17 protein-coding genes are annotated in these 19,978 nt (G+C 65.4%); 9 read left to right on the top strand and 8 right to left on the bottom strand.

The window, feature by feature from the left end:
• Positions 1-5: 5 nt before the first annotated feature.
• The 3 genes from ACFSCW_RS10950 to ACFSCW_RS10940 are packed head-to-tail and all read left to right on the top strand — an operon-like array spanning position 6 to position 4,681.
• Positions 6-1,142: an LLM class flavin-dependent oxidoreductase gene (locus ACFSCW_RS10950; RefSeq protein WP_380889135.1), complete on the top strand. Its 1,137-nt coding sequence runs from the start codon at positions 6-8 to the stop codon at positions 1,140-1,142.
• A gap of 16 nt (positions 1,143-1,158) precedes the next feature.
• A complete protein-coding gene (locus ACFSCW_RS10945; RefSeq protein WP_380889134.1) occupies positions 1,159-2,328 on the top strand; it encodes a Gfo/Idh/MocA family protein in 1,170 nt (389 codons plus the stop codon).
• Positions 2,309-4,681, top strand: a complete 2,373-nt coding sequence (locus tag ACFSCW_RS10940) for a beta-glucosidase (RefSeq protein WP_380889132.1) — start codon at positions 2,309-2,311, stop codon at positions 4,679-4,681. The genes ACFSCW_RS10945 and ACFSCW_RS10940 overlap by 20 nt, the downstream gene beginning before the upstream one ends.
• Here ACFSCW_RS10940 and ACFSCW_RS10935 read toward each other — a convergent pair.
• Both ACFSCW_RS10935 and ACFSCW_RS10930 read right to left on the bottom strand, forming a co-directional pair.
• Positions 4,665-5,573: an alpha/beta hydrolase gene (locus ACFSCW_RS10935; protein ID WP_380889131.1), complete on the bottom strand. Its 909-nt coding sequence runs from the start codon at positions 5,571-5,573 to the stop codon at positions 4,665-4,667. The two genes, ACFSCW_RS10940 and ACFSCW_RS10935, sit on opposite strands and share 17 nt — an antisense overlap.
• Complete coding sequence (locus ACFSCW_RS10930; protein ID WP_380889129.1) at positions 5,570-6,793, bottom strand: MFS transporter; 1,224 nt, start codon at positions 6,791-6,793, stop codon at positions 5,570-5,572. Before ACFSCW_RS10930 ends, ACFSCW_RS10935 begins: the two co-directional genes overlap by 4 nt.
• Before the next feature lie 107 nt (positions 6,794-6,900).
• On the opposite strand from ACFSCW_RS10930, the gene ACFSCW_RS10925 reads away from it, so the two are divergent.
• Genes ACFSCW_RS10925 through ACFSCW_RS10915 form a run of 3 tightly spaced genes read left to right on the top strand, consistent with a single transcriptional unit; the run spans position 6,901 to position 10,086 of the window.
• Positions 6,901-8,016, top strand: a complete 1,116-nt coding sequence (locus ACFSCW_RS10925) for a Gfo/Idh/MocA family protein (protein ID WP_380889127.1) — start codon at positions 6,901-6,903, stop codon at positions 8,014-8,016.
• A gap of 10 nt (positions 8,017-8,026) precedes the next feature.
• Positions 8,027-9,082 (top strand): sugar phosphate isomerase/epimerase family protein, encoded by a 1,056-nt coding sequence (locus ACFSCW_RS10920; RefSeq protein WP_380889126.1) that lies wholly within the window; start codon positions 8,027-8,029, stop codon positions 9,080-9,082.
• Between the two features lie 2 nt (positions 9,083-9,084).
• A complete protein-coding gene (locus ACFSCW_RS10915; protein ID WP_380889124.1) occupies positions 9,085-10,086 on the top strand; it encodes a Rieske 2Fe-2S domain-containing protein in 1,002 nt (333 codons plus the stop codon).
• A 61-nt stretch (positions 10,087-10,147) separates the two neighbouring features.
• Here ACFSCW_RS10915 and ACFSCW_RS10910 read toward each other — a convergent pair whose 3' ends face one another.
• Positions 10,148-10,540, bottom strand: coding sequence for a C-glycoside deglycosidase beta subunit domain-containing protein (locus ACFSCW_RS10910; protein WP_380889122.1), 393 nt, complete (start codon positions 10,538-10,540; stop codon positions 10,148-10,150).
• 14 nt (positions 10,541-10,554) lie between these two features.
• On the bottom strand, positions 10,555-11,499 hold the full coding sequence (locus tag ACFSCW_RS10905; protein WP_380890099.1) for a sugar phosphate isomerase/epimerase family protein: 945 nt from the start codon (positions 11,497-11,499) through the stop codon (positions 10,555-10,557).
• 296 nt (positions 11,500-11,795) lie between these two features.
• Between ACFSCW_RS10905 and ACFSCW_RS10900 the strand changes: the two genes are divergently transcribed.
• Positions 11,796-12,185: a DoxX family protein gene (locus tag ACFSCW_RS10900; RefSeq protein WP_380890097.1), complete on the top strand. Its 390-nt coding sequence runs from the start codon at positions 11,796-11,798 to the stop codon at positions 12,183-12,185.
• Positions 12,185-13,012: a nuclear transport factor 2 family protein gene (locus ACFSCW_RS10895; RefSeq protein ID WP_380889120.1), complete on the top strand. Its 828-nt coding sequence runs from the start codon at positions 12,185-12,187 to the stop codon at positions 13,010-13,012. The genes ACFSCW_RS10900 and ACFSCW_RS10895 overlap by 1 nt, the downstream gene beginning before the upstream one ends.
• 33 nt (positions 13,013-13,045) lie before the next feature.
• Here ACFSCW_RS10895 and ACFSCW_RS10890 read toward each other — a convergent pair whose 3' ends face one another.
• The 4 genes from ACFSCW_RS10890 to ACFSCW_RS10875 are packed head-to-tail and all read right to left on the bottom strand — an operon-like array spanning position 13,046 to position 17,125.
• Positions 13,046-14,026: a nucleoside hydrolase gene (locus ACFSCW_RS10890; protein ID WP_380889118.1), complete on the bottom strand. Its 981-nt coding sequence runs from the start codon at positions 14,024-14,026 to the stop codon at positions 13,046-13,048.
• 10 nt (positions 14,027-14,036) lie between these two features.
• On the bottom strand, positions 14,037-14,990 hold the full coding sequence (locus ACFSCW_RS10885; RefSeq protein ID WP_380889116.1) for a ThuA domain-containing protein: 954 nt from the start codon (positions 14,988-14,990) through the stop codon (positions 14,037-14,039).
• 30 nt (positions 14,991-15,020) lie between these two features.
• Positions 15,021-16,361 (bottom strand): MFS transporter, encoded by a 1,341-nt coding sequence (locus tag ACFSCW_RS10880; RefSeq protein WP_380889114.1) that lies wholly within the window; start codon positions 16,359-16,361, stop codon positions 15,021-15,023.
• Positions 16,358-17,125: a hydroxypyruvate isomerase family protein gene (locus tag ACFSCW_RS10875; RefSeq protein ID WP_380889112.1), complete on the bottom strand. Its 768-nt coding sequence runs from the start codon at positions 17,123-17,125 to the stop codon at positions 16,358-16,360. The genes ACFSCW_RS10880 and ACFSCW_RS10875 overlap by 4 nt, the downstream gene beginning before the upstream one ends.
• A 341-nt stretch (positions 17,126-17,466) precedes the next feature.
• Here ACFSCW_RS10875 and ACFSCW_RS10870 point away from each other — a divergent pair, with 341 nt between their 5' ends.
• Positions 17,467-19,899, top strand: coding sequence for a TonB-dependent receptor (locus tag ACFSCW_RS10870; RefSeq protein ID WP_380889110.1), 2,433 nt, complete (start codon positions 17,467-17,469; stop codon positions 19,897-19,899).
• The last annotated feature ends 79 nt before the right edge of the window (positions 19,900-19,978 follow it).

The raw sequence follows: 19,978 nt of genomic DNA, 5'->3' as shown, positions 1-19,978 counted from the left end.
GCCCGATGCACGAGCATCGAGTCGGCGATTCAGGAGAGCGGCCTGTGCGATTCTCGGTATTTCTCAACGCGCGCTCCTTGGGGCCGGAGCAAGACCGGCGCTTGATGAAGGACCTTGAAGGGCACGCAATGCGCGCTTCCGATGGGGGATTCCAGGCGATCTTCCTACCCGATCATCATTTCAACGGCTATATGCCGATGGCGAGCGACAGCTTCATTTTCGCCGCCTACCTCGCCGCCAAGATGCCGCACATGTATTTCGGCTTCTCGGTGGTCTCCGTGCCGCTGCATCATCCGGTCCGTTTCACGGAGCGCGTGAACCTTCTCGACCAGCTCACCGACGGCAAGCTGCTGGTCGGCGTCGGTTCGGGGACGACGCCGGAGGAAATGATCGGCTTTGCGGTCAACTACAAGGAAGCGAGCCAGCTCGCCGAGCGCAACCTCGAGATCGCGGAGCAGCTCTGGGCCAAGCGCATGGATGACCCGGCCGTCGTCATCGACAACGGTCCCTACCAAGGCCGCGTGCTCCAGCGGATCACGCCCGCGCCCTATTCGCCGGGACACGCACGGCTGATGCCGGTCGCGATGAAGGAAAGCAGCGCGCGCCGCGCCGCGGTCAATGGCTGGCCTGCCTTCATCCCGGCTTTCACGCCGCCCCAGATCTTCGGGAACGAGCCGTTCACCCATGTGAAGAAGTATTTCGACGCATACAAAGCGATGCTGCTGGAAACCGGGCACGACGATGCCGTCGTCGCCAACGCGCTGGATTGGTCGACCCACACCTATCAGTGCGTGCACGTCGCCGAGACCGACGAGCAGGCGCGCGCCGAACTAGAGATCATCCTGCGCGGCTATCAGGACGCGATCGATCGCGAGAACGAGTTCAACGCCCGCGCCGAATCCGATGCCGCCAACAAGAAGAGCGATGTCAACATCAGCGCGCTCGACGAAGGCTGGATCGGCACCTGGTGTCTCTACGGATCGCCCGAGACGGTGATCGAGCATCTGCGGCCCTATGCCGAACTGGGCATCGGCAACATTCTGTGCGGCACGACCACGGGTCCGCTAACGGAACAGCGCCTCGCTTTTGCCGATCAGACCGTCGATCTGCTGGCGCGCAAAGTCCTTCCCGCATTCGCTTGATCGGAGAGCCGGGCTGATGCTGACGGTCGGGGTCCTTGGCGCCGGCGCGATTGCGCCGCCCTATTACATGGCGCTGTCGGCCTGGCCGCAGCTTCGCTTCGTCGCCTGTTCATCGAAAGGCATGGACAGCGCACGAGCGGCGGGGGAGCGCTATGGCGTCCCCGCGGTGCCGTTCTCGGACATGCTCGCCGATCCAGCGATCGACGTCATCGTCAACCTGACGCCGATCCAGGCGCATTACGAAACCAGCCGCCGCATCCTGTCCGCAGGCAAGCATCTCTATTCCGAAAAGCCGCTCGCCCAGACGGTCGAGCAGGCGCGGGAGCTGATGGCGCTGGCCGAGGCCGAAGGCCTGCGTATCGGCTGTGCGCCCGACACTTTCTTCGGCTGTGCGCATCAGGAAGCGCGTGCGGCGATCGACGAAGGCGCAATCGGGCGACCCGTCGGCGGCGCGCTGTTTCTGGGCGGCGGGGGCTGCGACGCCTGGCATCCCTATCCCGAACCGTTCTACGCGAAGGGCGCGGGTCCGGTCGCCGATCACGCGCCCTATTATCTGACGCAACTCGTCAACCTGCTCGGCCCGGTCGCGAGCGTGATGGGCACGGGCAGCCGGCCGTCGCCGATCCGCACGCTCGGCCATCGGTCACGCGTCGGCGAGACGATCGAGACCGAAGTGGACACCACCGCTGTGGCGCTCCTCGAAATGCGGGGCGGCCAGTTGGTGACGCTCGCGATGTCGTGGGACATGGGGCCGCACGCGCGGACGCCGATCGATATTTACGGGTCCGGCGGATCGCTGCAGAATCCCGATCCGAACTGGTCGGACGGGCCGGTGCGGGTGATCGGGGCGAACGGCTTGGTGCAAGAGCGCGACGCCAGCGGCCGCTGTTTCTCACGTCCGACAATGATCACCTTCCAAGGCAATCCGGTCGCTTATTACCGGCTGTGCGGGCTCGCCGACATGGCCGATGCCATCGCGCAAGGGCGGCCGCACCGCGCCAGCGCCGAACTCGCCTTCCATGTGCTGGAGGTGATCGAAGCCGTCCGGTTGAGCGCGGAAAGCGGCAGCCGCATCGCGATCCGGTCGAGCTGCGAACGGCCGGCCCCGATCGGCGATGACATCACCGGCGCCGCCACCATCAAACCCCTTGGCGAAGAGCTGCTCGATGCGCGAACCCTCCTTTGACGAATGCTGCACGCTGACTGCGGGCGCCGCGATGTGGTCGAGCGTCGCGGTTCCCGAGGCCGGCATTCCGTCCTTCACCATGGCCGACGGGCCGATGGGGATCGCCAGCGGCAATGTCGACGAGCGCGACGTGTCGCTGCTGACGCCGTGCCCCACGGCGCTGGGGGCAAGCTGGGACGTCGAAACGGCGCGGCGGGTGGGAACGGTCGTCGGCAGCGACGCCGTCGCCCGTGGCGTCGATGCGGTGCTGGCGCCGAACCTCAACCTCGCGCGCAGTCCGCTCGCCGGCCGCGCCTTCGAGTATTTCTCCGAAGACCCGCTGCTTGCCGGCGTGCTCGGCGCGGCCTGGATCGACGGCTTGCAGAGCACGGGCACCGGCGCGGTCGCCAAGCACCTGGTGTGCAACGACAGCGAGACCGAGCGCGACCGCGTGGACGTGCAGGTCGACGAGCGGACGCTGCGCGAAGTCTATCTGCTGCCGTTCGAGCTGGCCGTCGAGGCGGGCTGCGCTGGCCTGCTCGCCGCCTACAACAAGGTCAACGGCCGCTGGTGCTCCGAGCAGGGCGACATCCTGACCCGCATCGTCAAGGGCGAGTGGCAATACCCGTATCTCGTGATGAGCGACTGGTTCGGCACACATTCGACCGACGGCACCTTGGGCGGCGGGCTCGATCTCGAAATGCCGGGCCCCGCACGTTTTCTTGGACCCAAGGCGGCCGGTGCGGTGGAAGAAGGCCGGGTTGATCGCGCTCGCGTCGAGGATGCGGCGCGCAGGGTCGCAGCGACGGCGCGGCGGGTGACGGGTCCCAAGGCGCCGGCGCTTCCGGCCGCCGAGGCGCAAGAAATTCTGGAGCAGGCGGCGGCAGACGGATTCGTGTTGCTGCGCAACGAAGGCGACATGCTGCCGCTCCCACCGGGCGAGGTGCGCCGGATCGCGGTGATCGGGCCGAACGCGGCCGCACCCTGCTATCAGGGCGGCACCTTCGCCAAGATCGCGGTCGCGCCGGACACGCCGGCGCCGATCGACGCGATCCGCGCGCGCTATGGCGCGGAGACGGAGATCGTTTTCGAGCCGGGCGTGGATCCGCAGCCGCGGTTGCCGGCGATGCCCGTCACGCCGGCGCGCGACCTCGGCGACGGCTGCACCGAAGGCATGACGCTGGATTATTTCGAGAGCGAGGATTGCTCCGGCGCGCCGCTGTCGAGCGAGACGCGGGCGACCAACTCGCTGGTCTGGTTCGTCGGCGTGCACGAGCAGGGCCGCTTCGACAGGCCGGGTTCGATCCGCGCCAGCGGCCGGTTCATGCCCACCCAGAGCGGCGCGCACCGCTTTTATCTCGGCGCGACCGGAACGGCGCGTGTCCTGATCGATGGCCGTGAGGTACTGCGGGCCGGGCGCGAGCTCGCGTCCTCGGATGTCATGGGGGTGCTCAAGCGTGGCGACGCCGAATCTGTCGAGGTTATGCTCGAAGCAGGGCACGAGGTGCTGGTCACAGCTGAGTTCCGCTACACCGGCGCCCGCGTGCAGGGACTGTGGTACGGCATTCGCTCGCCCGACAGCGCCGAGGCGATGCTGACCCGTGCAGTGCAGGCTGCGCGCGATGCGGACGCGGTATTTCTTATCGTAGGCGAAACCTCCGATTCGAGCGTCGAGAGCAAGGACCGCCCTGACACGAAGCTCGCGCCCGAGCAGTTGCGCCTGATCGAGCAGGTCTGCTCCGCCAATCCCCGCACGGCTGCAATCGTGAATGTCGGCCATGCCTTCGATGCCGAATGGGGCGACCGCGCAGCCGCGCTGATGGTCGCCTGGTATCCGGGCGAAGGCTTTGCCGGTGCGCTCGCCAGCGTGCTGGGCGGCGACCGGGAGCCGGGCGGGCGGATGCCGGTCAGCATAGCGCGCAACGAGGCGGATTATTGCGGCTATGCGCTGCAGCCGGACGCCGATGGCCGACTTAGCTATGACGAGGGCACTCGCTTCGGCTATCGCGGCCTCATCGCCAACCGCACGCCGGCACGTCACGCGCTGGGCAGCGGCTTCGGATATGCGCGTTTCGAGCTGTCGGGCGTCCGCGCAGAGGGACTGGCGGTGTCGGTCACGCTGCGCAACGTCTCGGGTCGTGCTGGCGCGGAAGTCGTCCAGCTCTACCGCGACGTCCCGGAGACGGCGCTTTGCGGCTTCGGCAAGTTCCACCTCCAGGCCGGGGAGGAGCGCCGTGTTTCCGTTGCGATCGATCCGCGGGCTTTGCGGACATGGGACGGCGGCTGGCGCACGCCGGACGGGTCCGTTGCAATCCGCGTCGCCCGCTCGGCCGAGGACAGCGGCATGACCGTCGAGGTCAGCGTTTCGGACTGAGAAAGCCGTTCGCTAGCAGCCAGCGGCGAAAACCCTCGATCCAATCTTCCGATGTCGTGCCGGCCGTGCCGAGGCCGAAGCCGTGGCCGCCATTTTGGTACAGGTGGAACTCGACCGGAGCGCCGGCCTTGCGCCAGCTCTGGACCAATCCGAAATCGCCTTGCCCGAACAGCGGATCGTCAACCGCAACCACCACATACATCGGCGGCGCGCCCGGCGGCGGGGTCACCGCCGTCTGGCGGCCGTAGATGGGCGCGATGAAGGCCGGGCGGGCATCCGCAACGTTTGCCAGCGCAACGCTGAGCGTCGTGAAAGCGCCCGCCGAAAAGCCCATCATCCCTACCCGCGCCGGATCGACGCCATAGCGCGCGGCATTGGTGCGGACATGGCGAAGCGCGGCGAGCCCGTCGGCCAGCGCTTCGGGCGGCGTGTCGCTCGGCGGACGAAAGCTCGCCTGGCCCTTGCCGGTCCTCACCGCGACCATCTCGCGCCGAAACGCCGCCGGATCAGGCGGCGTCGGCAGCACGCGGTATTTGAGCACGAACGCGGCAATCCCGTGATCCGCAAGCCAGCGGGCGACGCGAAAGCCTTCGTCCTCGATCGCGAGCCCCAGAAAGCCGCCGCCCGGCGCCACGATCACCCCCGCGCCGGTGGCGGCGCCTGCGGGCGGCAGGAACGGCGTCAGCGTCGCCTGGGAGACGTTGCGAACCTGCAGCGAGCCGTTCATCCGGAACCAGTCCTCGCGCGGCTGGCCCGGCCCCGTGCCCAGCACGACCTCGTCCGGGTAATCGGCACGAGCGGCCTCGCTGAACCGGAAAGCCATGCCTTCCTGCGCCAGCGCTGCGCTCGGGAGCCCGGCTACCAGAATGAGGGCGAGCAGGATCGGTTTCATGCGGCTTCCCTCCGGACTGATGCCGTTGCGGTCCCGCCTGCGGCAGTCATGACGAGAGCGACTGCCGCGCCCGCCAATCCGGCGATCCCGGCCACCAGGAAAGCGCCTTGCATCGAACCGACCGACGCGTCGATCAGATGGACCAGCCGCGGCGATTGCGACTGGCCGAGGAAGAAGGCGCCCGTCCAGATGCCCATGCCCCGCCCGCGATGCTCGAAGCCGAACTTGGTCTGGGTCCAGGCGATCAGGCTCGGCACGGTCATGCCCGCCGCGGTCTGCTGCACGACCAGCGCGGCGACAATCGCCGGCACGCTTCGCGCCAGGCCGATCCCGGCCAGCCCAAGCCCCATGAGCAGCAGCACCACGCCGAGCTGGAGCGTGTTGCGCCGATGCGCGAGCAGACGGAACAGTGCGGCACCGAGAAGGATGAAAAGGCTCGGCAGGAAGATCAATGCCCCATACCGCTCAGGCTCGGTCACCCCCACTTCGGCAAAGGCCAGCGCGCCGTTGATGATGAAAACGTAATAAAGCATCGACGCGAAGAAAGTGACGGCAGCAATCAGCAGCGCGTTGCCGATCGGAAACCGCGTCTTCGGTGCCGTTCCGACATCCGGCTGCCCGGTGTCGGCGCGTTTCTGCGGCTCGAATAGCCACACGAACATCGCCGCCCAGATCGGGAAGGCGACGAGATAGACGAAGAACACCCCGTTCCACTGCAGATGGCTCGCGTAACCGACGATCAGCGAGACGACCGCAGCGATGAAGGGCCCAAGAATGCCTTGCAGGAACAGCCAGTTCTTGCGCCCGCGATCGTCCCAATAGTCGCCGATCAGCGTATTGACGACGGTCAGGATGCCCGCCTCCGAAACGCCCAGCAGCAGCCGCGAGACATAGATCTGGTCGAGGCTGTCGAGCAGCAGCGGCGCCGCGCCGAACACGCCGTAGAGTGCCGTCGCGACGAGCAGCAGCCGTCGCCGCCCGAACCGGTCGACCAGCAGGCCGGCGAACGGCGCAAGCAGCGCCATCGCGAGACCCGGCGCCCCGATCATCGCAGGCACGTCGCGGCGCGCGTCCGGATCGCTCGCGAAATGCTGGATCATCGTCGGCACGGCCGGCCCCATCGCAACGATCGCTATGATCGGCAGGAAAGCGGCGATGACGACAATCGTGCCTTGCGGGCGCAAGGTAAGGTCGCGGAAAAATCTGCGGAAGGCGTTCATCGTCTCTCCTGAAATCGGGCGGCTTCGGCTGCCTCGCCGCTTGACGGGCGTTTGCGTATCAAACTAGAACGCGTATTACAAACAGAACATTGTTGGAGCGGAGAGCGATGCGGCGACTGCGCATGGGAATGATCGGTGGCGGTCCGGGCTCGTTCATCGGGCCGGTGCACCGCATCGCGGCCGAGCTCGACCGCGAGATCGAGCTGGTCGCCGGAGTCTTCTCCAGCGACGCGGGCCGCTCGCGCGCCGCGGGCGAGAGCTACAGGATCGATCCCGCGCGCGCCTATTCCGACCTGCCGGCAATGCTGGCCGCAGAAAAGGCACGGGGCGACGGCATCGATTTCGTCACGATCGTCAGTCCGAACCACCATCATCTGCCGGCCGCGCGCGCCGCGCTCGAAGCCGGCATTCCGGTGATGAGCGACAAGCCGGCGACAGCAACGCTCGCGGAGGCGAAAGAACTGGCCGGCATCGTGCGGCGAGCGGGCCTGCCCTATGCGCTGACCTACACCTATTCGGGCTACCCGCTGGTGCGCGAGGCGCGGGCGCGGATCGCGGCGGGCGCGCTTGGCGTGATCCGCAAGGTCGTTGTCGAATATCCGCAGGGCTGGCTCTCCGGCGCGGCCGAGGGCAAGCAGGCGGAGTGGCGCGTCGATCCGGCGCGCGCGGGCGAGGGCGGCTGCATCGGCGATATCGGGGTGCACGCGTTCCAATTGGCCGAGTTCGTCACCGGCCTGCGCGTGACCGAATTGCTTGCCGATCTTGGCACTGTCGTGCCCGGCCGGCTGCTCGATGACGATTGCTCGGTGCTGCTTCGGTTCGAGAACGGCGCGCGAGGCGTGCTGCTCGCCTCGCAAATCGAGGTCGGCGAGCTCAACGGCCTGCGTATTCGCGCCTATGGCGACAAGGGCGGGCTGGTCTGGCGGCAGGAAGAGCCGAACACGCTGACGCTGCACAGTCTCGACGGCGGCACCGAGATCGTCCGCGCCGGCACGGTCCTGCTCGGGCCCGACGCGGCGGCGCGGACGCGGACGCCGGGCGGTCATCCCGAAGGCTATCTCGAAGCCTTCGCCAATCTCTATCGCGACTTCGCAGGCCTGCTCCGCGGCGCGCCGGCCCCATTGTTGCCGGGCATCGAGGATGGCCTGCGCGGCATGGCGTTCATTGCGACTGCCGTTGCCGCCAGCCGTGATCGCGCCGGCTGGGTTCCATTCGACATCTGAGGACCACGACATGAAGACGATCAAGGGACCGGCGATTTTCCTCGCCCAATTCGCGGGCGACGCCGCCCCGTACAATTCGCTGGAGACGATCGCCGACTGGGTCGCGGGGCTTGGCTATAAAGGCGTGCAGATCCCGAGCTGGGACGCGCGGCTGTTCGACCTGAAACGGGCGGCAGAAAGCCAGACCTATTGCGACGAGATCAAGGGCATGCTCGCCGGCAAGGGGCTGCAAGTCACCGAACTGTCGACGCACCTTCAGGGTCAGCTCGTTGCGGTTCATCCCGCCTATGACGCGCAGTTCGATGCCTTCGCCGCGCCGGAAGTGCAGGGCGATCCCGCCGCCCGACAAGCCTGGGCGGTCGAGCAACTGAAGCTGGCGGCGAAGGCCAGCCGCAATCTCGGTCTCTCCGCGCACGCGACTTTCTCCGGCGCGTTCGCCTGGCCTTATATGTATCCCTGGCCGCAGCGGCCGGCCGGCCTGGTGGAAGACGCGTTCGACGAGCTCGCCCGCCGCTGGAGGCCGATCCTCGACGCGTTCGACAAGAACGGCGTCGATGTCGCCTATGAAATCCACCCCGGCGAGGATCTGCACGACGGCGTGACGTTCGAAATGTTCCTCGACCGCGTCGGCAACCACGCCCGCGCGAACATGCTCTACGATCCCAGCCACTTCGTGCTGCAGCAGCTCGACTATCTGGCCTTCCTCGACATCTACCACGACCGCATCAAATGCTTCCATGTGAAGGATGCCGAGTTCCGGCCGTCGGGCCGGTCCGGCGTCTATGGCGGCTATCAGTCCTGGGTCGACCGGCCGGGCCGCTTCCGCTCGCTCGGCGACGGCCAGGTCGATTTCCCGGCGATCTTCTCGAAAATGGCGCAATATGATTTCCCCGGCTGGGCAGTGCTCGAATGGGAGTGCGCTTTGAAGCATCCCGAGCAGGGCGCGGCCGAGGGCGCGCCGTTCATCGCCGATCACATCATCCGTGTGACCGAACACGCGTTCGACGATTTCGCGGCAGGCGGCGCCGATCCGGCGCTCAACCGCCGGGTGATGGGTATCGCGTGACAATGGCCGAGTATGTTCGCAATCTCTGGTACATGGCTGCCTGGGCCGAGGAAGTGCCCAAAGGCGGCTTTCTCGCGCGCAAGCTGCTCGATCGCGGCTGGCTGATCTACCGCTGCGCGGATGGCGGCTGGGCGATGCTCGCCGATCGGTGCCCGCATCGTTTCGCGGCACTCAGCAAGGGGCAGCGCGCAGGCGACACGATACATTGCGGCTATCACGGCCTCGGCTTCGACCGCTCCGGCGCCTGCGTGCATAATCCGTTCGGCGGCGAGCCGCCGGCCGGTGCGCGTGTGCCGACGCTGCCGATCGTCGAACGGTACGGTGCGCTGTGGTTCTGGCCCGGCGATCCCGCGCTGGCCGACCCGGCGTCGATCCCCGATTTCGCGTTCGCCCAAGGGCCGGAGCATGTCCGCGGCCATCTCTCGATGCAGGCGAGCTACGAATATATCACCGACAATCTGATGGACCTGAGCCATGCCGAGTTCATTCACCGCGAGAGCTTCGGCGTGAACGGCTCGCTGCTCCACCACGGCGCGCAGCAAGTGCTGACCGACGACAGCGGCGCGATCTGGAACAATTGGGACATCACGGATGCCGATCCGCCTGCCTGGGCCAAGCCGATGCTGCCGGAAGGCGCACGGATGGATCAGTGGCTGCACATGCGCTGGCACGCGCCGGCCAGCATGGCGCTCTATATCGGGCTGGCGCGGGCCGGCACCGACCGCAAGGAAATGGTCGTGCCGCCAATGGCCAATCCGCACATCATCACGCCCGAGACGGCGGGCAGCTCCCACTATTTCTACACGCGCGAGCCGGGCGACGCGGCCGCCGACATGGTCCGCCGCGTGTTCAAGGAAGAGGACGAGCCGATGATCCTCTCGGTCCAGGAGGGTTTCGGCGGCGCCGATTTCTGGGACGCGCGTCCGGTCATCCTGCCCTCCGACGCCGGCGCGATCCGGGCCCGGCGTCGGCTGATGCAGTTGCGACGCGCCGAGGCGAGTTAAGTCCCAAAACCAAAGGGCCCGCCGCAGTGCGGCGAGCCCTCCCAAGCGTGCTATTCAGCGATCAGGCCGCCAGCGCCAGCTCCTTGGTGTCCTTCGTGGTGGGCACGAAGGGCAGGTAGGATACGCGCATGCGCACCGCGAACTCGATCTTGTGCTTGCCGGGCGCAAGGCCGCCCGGCTTCAGGGCGATGATTCGGGCCTTCTCGCCGAAGTTCCAGCGATCGTCGTACACCGTTTCCATCTGGTCGAGCGTGTAGGTCTTGCCCCGGACCGAGAAGCGGACGTCCTCGCGCGCGATCTTCTCGCCGTCGGCGCTGACCGCGATATCCTCGATCATCGAAAGGCCGAGCCCGCGATAATAGGGCAGACGGCCAAGGAAGGCGAAGCCGATCGTCTCGCCGTTCTCGACGACGTTCTCGAAGGCTTCGGTGCAAATCATCTTGTTGTCCATCATGGCGCGTCTCTCCTTCAGGCGGCCTTGAGCATCGGCGTGGGTTCGCCGAGAAGATTGGCGAGCATGACTTGCTGGCGGCGGACCTGCTCGACGGAATCGGGCTCCTCGGCGTCCTCGATCCAGCGATTGCCCTCATATTCCGAGCAGATATAGCCCTTATAGCCGCCCTGCTTCAGCACGCTCACGATCTCGTCATAGGGGATCGAGGGTTCGATATAGTCCGCGGTCATCTCGTAGAATTTGCCGTGGATGTTGTAGATCATGTCCATGTAATCGAGCATCCGCTTGGGCTCGAACGCGGAGTTGTGGCGGGTCACTTCGGCCATCGCGATGGCCGGGCCGACCCCGCCCATTTGCTGGACGTTGAGGATGACGTACTCGGACAGGACGCGGTCCTCGTAGGCCTTGACGATATAGTCGGCGATGTCCTTGCGCACCCCGAGCCGTTCGAACTTGTCGCGCCACACCCGCGGGTAATGGTGCAGGAACATGCCCATGTCGGGCAGGAAGCCCAGCGCCGGGCTGCCCGACTTCTGGAAAGCCTCCGCGATGCGGATGATCCACGGGTGGTCGAAGTGCAAGGGCGCGTGGACTTCGGTCAGGAGCTTGATGCCCTTTTCCTCGGCATAGGGCGCCGCGGCGACCAGCACGTCCGGGTCGATCGAGACCAGCGAGCGGATGAACGGCATGCCGAGCCGGGCGCCGAAGTCGATGTCGTTGCGCACGCTCGCGACCTGCTCGTCGAACGGCATCTCGCGGCCTTTGTAGCGCTTGTAGTCGAGCATATAGTCGTGGCTGACCGGCACGCAGTCATACTTCTTGATCAGGCGGTGCCAGTTTTCGATCGCGGCGTCCTCGACGCCGACTTCGGGCCAGCCCCAAAAGGTCTGCTCGCCGATGATCTCGATCCCGCGCGCGCCCATTTCCGCGCAGGTGCGGATGCAATCCTCCAGGGTCATCTTCCCCTGGAAGGTCTCGTTCTGGAAGCTGTAGAGGCTCACGCCCCGCTTGATGTCGCTCACAAGTCACCTCTCCATTCGATGGATCGTTCACATGCTTGGGGCGGGGGAGGCTGGTCGGCCGTTGCGCGCCGCCGAAACGATCGCCGCAACTCCCCTGGGGCTCGTGGCCCTAATTAGAACTGCTATTCTTATAGAACACGATTCGAGTCAAGCGCCCATGCCATTATTGACAAGACTAGAATAGTGATATTGATTCGTTAAGGGGGGATGGGGAACCGGGGATGCGGTTGGCAGTGAGAATTGTGCAGGCCGCGGCGGCGCTGGTTCTCGGAGCGTTCTTCGCCTTCGTCGGATGGATGAAGACGTTCGCGCCGGTCGCGTTGCTGGCGGAGCATCATGCCTGGACCGTGTGGCTGCCGGAATCGCTGGGGCGAATCGTGGGCGTAAGCGAGCTGGGTTGCGCGGCGGCTCTCGTCGTTCCGATTGCGTTCGGGCGCTTCGCAGCCGTCCAGCGCACATCCGCACTGATCCTGATCGTCAATCAGCTCGTCGCCGCGGGCTTCCACGCCGCACACGGCGAGGCCGGCGCGCTGCCGCAGAACGCGGTGCTGATCGCGCTGCTCGTGTTCGTCGCTGCCGCGGCGCCCAATCGGACCAATCAACGCAAGGGAGAGGATGGCTGATGCATGCAATGCTGAAACTGGCCGTAGCGAGCGTGATCGCGTTGTCGGGACCGGCCGTCGCCGCCGAGACCGCGGATGCGCGGATCGCCGAGCTCGAGGCCCAGGTCGCGTCGCTGCGCCAGGTCGCCCAGTCGAGCCGGGACCGGGCCGACGTCGAGAATCTCTTCTCCCGCTACATGTATCTGCACAACGCCTTCATGGACCCGCAGATCGTGCCGCTCTGGGTGAAGAAGGGGACGCCCGGCGTCCACGCCCAGTACAGCAACAATGGCGTCTATACGAACTGGGACAATATCATGGCCTATCACGCCCAGCGGCCGGCGCCGAAGGGCAAGCTGACCTTCCATTACGTCACGACGCCGCTGATCGAAGTGGCGGAAGATGGCCAGACGGCGAAAGGCCTGTGGGTGATGTCGGGTGTCGAATCCGGGCTGACCGATCCGGAGGCGGCGAAGCAGGCGCCGGACTTCATGTACGAGAAGGACATGGTCGACGGCAAGAAAGTGTGGATGCACACCGTGCTCGTCAAATATGGCGTCGACTTCCTGAAGCAGGACGGAAAGTGGAAGATCTGGCACTTCCACTGCTACGAAGTCGCCCGCTCGCCCTTCGGCCTTGGCTGGATTCCGTTTGCGGCCAAGTCGCAAAACAACCCGTTCAGCGACGACCTGATGTATTTCGGCGAGAACGGAAAGCCGGTCTTCATGCCGAAGCCTGACGCGCCAGTGACCGCCCGCAACAACCCTTATCGCACCGACACCGGCCAGATGCTCGATGCCCGGCCGCCCGAGCCGTACCGGACGTTCAGCGAGACCTTCGAATATTGATCGAAAGGGCGGCTCGGCGCGTAGCCGGGCCGCTCATCTGCCAGCCGTATGCAGTCTCAGCCGGGCGACGAAATCTGCCCAGGCGAGCCGGACGTCGATCGCTTCGAAGACCCGGATCGTGCGCCCGGCAATCTCCTCGCCATAGGAGCAATCGTCCTTGATCCGACGTGCGGGCTGCGCGCGGATACGGCTGCTTTCGGTGGGCAGCGCTGTCGCGAGAACCAGCGGCGTATCCCCCATCGGCCAGGCGCCGCCGACATCGATGAAGGATGGCGGGTTGGTGAAGCGGTCGTAGAGCCAGGCGCCGAAATCCGACGTCGCCCGCACGTCGGCCTCCAGTTCGGCGACCGAAATCTGCATCTGCCGATAGGCCGATTGCGGCACCTGCAGCACCGGCATCGTCGAGCGCCCGATGACGACGCGAGCCGCCTCCACGTCGGTGGCCAGATTATATTCCCAGCCGCCCTCCGGATAGCTGCCGCCGCCGATCCAGACGAGCGACATCCGCCCGGCGATCCGCGGCTCGAGCGCCAGCGCCTCGGCCAGATTGGTCAGCGGTCCGCCGCAGGTAAAGACCAGAGGCAACGGATCGTCCCGCATCGCCTCGGCGACGATCGCGCGCGCGGCGGGAGAGGTGGCTGCGGCGACCGTCGAACTCGGCTTCTCGCGGCCGGCGGCGATCTGGACCGGGCGATCGAGCTTCAGCCGCTCGATCAACTCGCGCGCGGTGTTCGCTCCCGCAGCCGCAGTCATGCCGTTTGGGAACTCGCCCGCGCTGAACTTAGGATCGAGCAGAGACGAGGTGACCAGCACGACGCGCGTCTTCGGCGCCAGCAACTGATGCGTCAGCGCGACCAAACCATCCGGGTCGCCGGCAAAGTCGTTGTCGACGATGACGCGCGAGGCCGCTTTTTGAGGGATCATCCGCAACGGCGATGCGAGACTCTCCGCAGCGGCGAAGGCCGCGGCAGAAAGCGCCCCGCCAATAACGAGCCGTCGATTGCAGACGATCATTCAGGCGTCCTTATTTGACTGGATAGTCCTTGGCCTCTTCCAGCACGGGCAGCGTCACCTTGCCGGTGGCCGCCCATTCGGCGCCGCGCAGCAGCAGGGTCTGGAGCGGCTGGAAGTGCAGGGACACTTCGTCATGGCCAAGCGTCATCGAAAAGACGCGGCCCTTGCCATAGTCCGCCGTCCACACCTGCGGATGGTCCGCATCCATGCCTTTCATCGCCTTCAGCTTTTCCGGCGTGTAGGCGGCGGGCGGATATTTGGGGCCGGTCAGCTTCGGGTCGTAGCTCGCAGCGGAGTCGCGTGCGGTCGCCAAAACATGGATCCTGGCGGCGGGATCGACGCTCATGTTCGTGTACATGTCGTCGTTATAGGTCCAGACATATTCGCGCAGGCCCTGCGTGATCGGGTGGGTGCGGTCGACGATATGGACCGGGAACGCGCCGGGAGGGGAGCGGCGGCTGCTCCCCGGCTCCATCACGGCCCCGACGAGACGGCGATATTCGGGCCAGTTGTATCCGAAGGTGAAGGAGGAGTGGTAGGCGACGAGCCCGCCGCCCTCGCGCACATAGTCGAACAGCGCCTTCTCCGCCGCGGGCGACCAGCGATGCTCGGCGGGATCGTTATAGACCCAGCGGCTCGAATAGTTGAGCAGCACGACGTCGTAGGCCTTGAGCGTCGCCAGGTCGCCATGATCGAAGTCCTCGGTCACCCGCACGTCGAAGCGGCCGGAATCCTGCATCAGCGTCCGCAGCAAGTTGTTCACGCCGGTCCAGTCATGCTCGTAGCTGTTCTGACCGCTGATGATCAGCACCTTGATCCGCTTTTCGGCAGGATCGACCGGAATGGCCACGCGCTGGACGGTTTCGGGAGGCCGGTAGTCAGGGTGTACGATCACCTGCGCCGTGCCGGCCGCAGGCTGCAGCAACATGGCGATGGGCGCGACGGCCGACAGCATCCGTTTCATTCTGCTTCTCCCCTTTTGCTATTGTTGAAATCAGGCGGCCACCGGCTCGCGCGTTGCGATTTCGCCGCGGATGCGGGCATGTTGTCCGTCCATCGGCCAGAACAGGGCGACGAGCACCTGCAGGCCGAGCAGCACCACGGTGCCGCCATAATAGGACCAGCGGATCGCCTCGCGCGCCGCCTCGCTCGGTGCATCCGGCGCATAGCCGACCGCGCCGAGCATGAAGGCGATCCCCGCCGTTCCGATCGCCATGCCGACTTTGGTCGCCAGGCTCACGCCCGCCGAAAGCAGTCCCTCCTTGCGCGTGCCAAACCGCCATTCGTGATAGTCAACGGTCTCGGCGATCATCGTGAAGGCAGCGGTGATCGTGATCGAGGTGGAGAGGCAGGCGGCGAAATAGACGGCCAGGAACAGGGCCGGGTTGGTTTCGGTCAGCGGCAGAGCCAGAAACAGGACCATCGCAAGCGAAAGCACCCCGACGCATCCGCGCCGGAGCCCCGTGCGGGCGAGGATCGGCGGCGCGACGAACGAAGAGAGCAGGAGCATGCCGGCGACGGCAGGCAGCATGACCGAGATCATCCACGGCTTGTGCAGGACTTCGATGGCGAAATAGGTCGTCACCGACATCATCGCGCCGAAACGGATGAAGTAGACCAGGCAGAAGCCGAAGCACACCAGCCATGCCCGGTTGCGGACCATCTCGCCGATCGCCGGCAGCACCCTGAACCGGGCGGCGGCTTCGTCCCGGTAGCGCTCGCGGCAATTGCGGAACAACGCGATGATCGCGACCAGCGACATCCCCCCGAACAGCACAGCGACCGCGAGGAAGCCGCGGCGTTCGTCGCCGCCGCCGAACACGCCGACCAGAGGCATCGTCGCGGCGGTGCCGAGCACGACCGACACGGAGGTGCCGACCGAGCGCAGACCGCTCAGGCGCAGCCGTTCGCCGGTGTCCTCCGTCATCATCGGCATCAAGGCGGTGTAGGGAATCGCGCCCAGCGACATCAGGATGCCCAGCCCCTTGAATGTCAGGAACGCGTAGACGAGCTGCGCGTGCTGCGACCATGCCGGCACGCTGAACACCAGCACGAACATTGCCGCATAGGGCAGCGCCATGAACAGGAAATAGGGCCGGGTCCGGCCCCAGCGGCTGCGCGTCTTGTCGACGCCGATCCCGACCAGGACGTCGATTACTGCGTCGAGCAGCCGGGCAATCAGGAATATGGTGCCCACCGACGACGCCGGCAGCTTCACGACGTTCACATAGTAATAGAGCAGGAACCCGCTCGCCATGTTGTATGGCAGGCTGAAACCGAGATCGCCGAAGCCATAGCTCAGCCGCTCGGAGAGCCGCAGGCGAGGGGCGCTCACTGGCCGAGCGCCGCTCGGGTCTTCGCAAGCGATTCGGCGGCCGGCAGCGTCGGCTTATATTCCAGGCCGATCGCACCCTGATAGCCCAGGCGGCGCAAGGTCGCGATCTTCTCGGCCCAGTCGATCGTGCCGGTGCCCGGCTCGTTCCGGCCCGGCATGTCGGCGACCTGGACGTGCGCGACGAGGTGCATCCGCCCGTCGAGCACCTCGCCCATGTCCTCGTCCATCACCGCGGAATGATAGGCGTCGTAGAGCAGGCGCAGATTGGGGCTGCCGACCGCCTCGACGATGTCGAGGCCGAGCTTCGTGCTGACCAGGAACATGCCCGGATGCTCGACGCGGTCGTTGAGCGGTTCCAGCACAAGCATGACGCCGGCCTGTTCGGCGAGCTCGGCCGCCTGGCGCAGCGCCGAGACTGCCGCCGCGACATGCTCCTCGTGCGACACGCCTTCACGCGTGAAGCCGGACGCGACGACCAGCGGCGGCGAGCCGAGCTTTTTCGCCGTTTCGAGACTTTCGCGCACCGCTTGCAGAAACTCGCCGTGCTGGGCCGGATCGACGATGCTGCGCCGCGGCTCGACCACGATGCCGGTCAGGCGGACGCCGGTTTCGTTCAGCGCTTCGGCGATCGAATCGACATCCTTGTCGCGCCACAGATGGAACTCGACGGTCTTGTAGCCGGCGTAGCGCGCGGCGCGGATGCGGTCGGGCAGAGCGGGGTGCTCGGACGCAAAAATCCATTCGACGCACGGCGACAAGTCCATTGAGCCTCTCCTCAGGCGCTCGGCGATTCGCCGGTGATTATTAGAATTATCGTTCGTATTAGCCGTAAACGGCTGGCGAGCGCAATGGGCTTGGGATGCTGATGAACTCCGCCCGTTCCATAACGCTAACCGATGGAAACAGAAAAAATCATCATTTTCCACAATCGCCAGAATTGCGCACCCTCTTGCTCCAGATCAGGGGTGAAGTGGAGTGCGAAAGGCAACTCCCCTGCTTCAAACTAGAATCTACGTTCTTGACAGAGACTGTAGCCCACAAATACAAACGGCCATTCCAATTCGAAGGCGCGGGGGATCACGCGTCACCTGGGGAGGAGATCTGAATGTCGACGCGAGCGTTCACCCGTGCCCTGCTGATCGGGGTTTGTAGTCTGGCCATGGGCGTTCCGGCGCTCGCGCAGGACACCACTGCCGCAACCGAGACCGGGGAAGCGGACATCATCGTCACCGCGCAAAATCGCGCGCAGAACGTGCAGGACGTGCCGATCGCGATCGACGTGATCGGCGGCGAAAAGCTGCAGAGCGCCGGCTTCTCTAACATGAACGACATCGACAAGGTCGCGCCGGCGGTCCAGCTCAATCAGGACCAGGGCACCGTGAAGATCACCGTCCGCGGTGTCGGCACGACGTCCAACGACGAGTCGCAGGACACGTCGGTCGTCGTCAACATCGACGGCGAATATATCAATCGCCCGAGTGCGCTGGGCGTCGCGCTGTTCGACATCGATCGCGTCGAAGTGCTGCGCGGGCCGCAGGGCACGCTTTACGGCCGCAACTCGACTGGCGGTGCGATCAACTTCATCACCCGCAAGCCGGGCAAGGATTTCGGCGTCGATGCGTCGGCGAGCTACGGCAACTACAATGCGATCCGGGCCGATGCCGGCGTCGACCTGCCGCTCGGCGACATCGCCTCGGTGCGCGTCGCCGGCTTCTATGACGAGCACGACGGTTATGTGAGGAGCCCCGCGCAGACCGGCTTCTTCGTCTTTCCGTCCTATCCCGCGTTTCGTTCGGACGACAACCAGGCCTATGGCGGCCGCCTCTCCCTCGCCGCCAATCCGCTCGAAGGGCTGACGATCAACGTCGCCGGCGAATATGCCGAACGTCACTTCGCTCCGGCGGCATACGCCTTTGTCGACCTCAACCAGCCGGGCAATGGTCCCGCCGGTCCGGGCTGCAACGCCAACGGCTATGTCCGGGTCGCCCCGGCCTACGCCCAGACGCTTTGCGTCCCGGCCAACACGAACTTCCTCTCGACGATTAACCGCGCCAACTTCCGCGCGCCGTTTTTCGGGCAAAGCAATATCGACCAGAAGACCTATGCCTTCCGCGGCCGGGTTGCTTACGAGTTCAGCGACGCCGCCACGCTCAGCTATATCGGCGGATATCGCAACTTCAAGCAGACCAGCTATCTGGCGCTGCCGACCGTCTATCAATCCTTCGGTTTCGACACCAGCTCCGACACGCAGAGCCACGAACTGCGCCTGAACGGCACGATCAGCGGAATCATCTATCAGGTCGGCGGCTTCTATTTCAAAGAGAAGGTCAACGCCGAAAGCGGCTTCTTCGTGGCGCCGATTGGCCTGCCGGGCGGCTCGTTCCTCAGCTATTTCGGCCGCTTCGTGAACACCGACAGCAAGTCGGTCTTCGGTCAGGCCGAAGTTCCGTTGGGCGACAGACTGACAGCGGTCGGCGGCATTCGCTATACGGACAACAAGCGCTCGGCACGCTACATCAGCGGATCGCCCTTCGTGGTCTACAATGCGACATTTCCGGTCCCGAACCGTCCTGATTGCACCGCCATCGGGACATGCATTGTTGGCGGACCGAATGCCGCACTGTTCATGCAAGGGCCGGGCCGCAAGGATCTGAATGCCATCAACGCCCAGATTCAGCCTCTGGGAAGCAAGGAAGACAAGGTCACCTGGCTTGCCGGACTGAACTTCAAGCCGAACCCCGATACGCTGATCTACGCTAAGGTTTCGACCGGCTTCAAAGGCGGCGGCTTCGACGCCATCGGCACCTACAAGCCGGAAACCAACACCGCCTATGAAGGCGGCTGGAAGCAGACGTTCGGCGCCGACCGGCGCAGCACGTTCAACCTGAGCGCCTTCTACTACGACTATAAGGATCTGCAGGTCTCGGTCCTGCTCGACACCACCAAGGGCGGTCAGACCTTCAATGCCGGCAAGGCGACGATCTACGGCGTCGAAGCGGCGGCGGAGATCCAGCTCAGCCACAACGACCATTTCAGCGCGTCGTTCAACTATCTCCGCGCCCGGTATGACGAACTCCTGGCGCAGTTCAACGTCTTCACCGTGCCGGGCACGGGCCCCGATCTGAACGGCATCGGTGATCTGGACCCCAACACTCCGGGCATCCAGCAGCCGAACTTTAAGGGCAACCGGCCGCCTTTTTCGCCGAAGTACATCGTCACGATGGGCTATGACCACGTGTTCGATCTCGGCAGCGCCGGCACGATCACGGCGCGCGTCGATACGTTGTTCAAGAGTTCGTATTTCCTGGACTTCTTCAACTATCGCGACAGCGAGCAGAAGGCATACAGTCAGACCGGGTTGAGCGTGGAGTATAAGCCGCAGAACGAGCGCTTCACCGTTGCCGCGTTCGTCCGCAATCTCGAAAACATCCGGCCGCTGACCTACGGCAGCTTCCTATCGGCAGGGCCCGACGACGTTTACAACTGGCAGTTCGGTACGCCGCGTACCTATGGCGTGCGGGCAAGCGTGAAGTTCTGAACGATAGAGCGGCGCTTACGGCGTCGCCCTCTTCTTGTTTGGGGGGTGAAGGGGGAGGCCGGTGGCCTCCCCATTGTTT

The sequence above is a fragment of the Sphingomonas tabacisoli genome, assembly GCF_042678385.1.
Lineage (GTDB): Bacteria > Pseudomonadota > Alphaproteobacteria > Sphingomonadales > Sphingomonadaceae > Sphingomonas_B > Sphingomonas_B tabacisoli.
The sequence above is the reverse complement of the archived record's forward strand: the minus strand, read 5'-3'. Positions and strand labels throughout refer to the sequence as shown.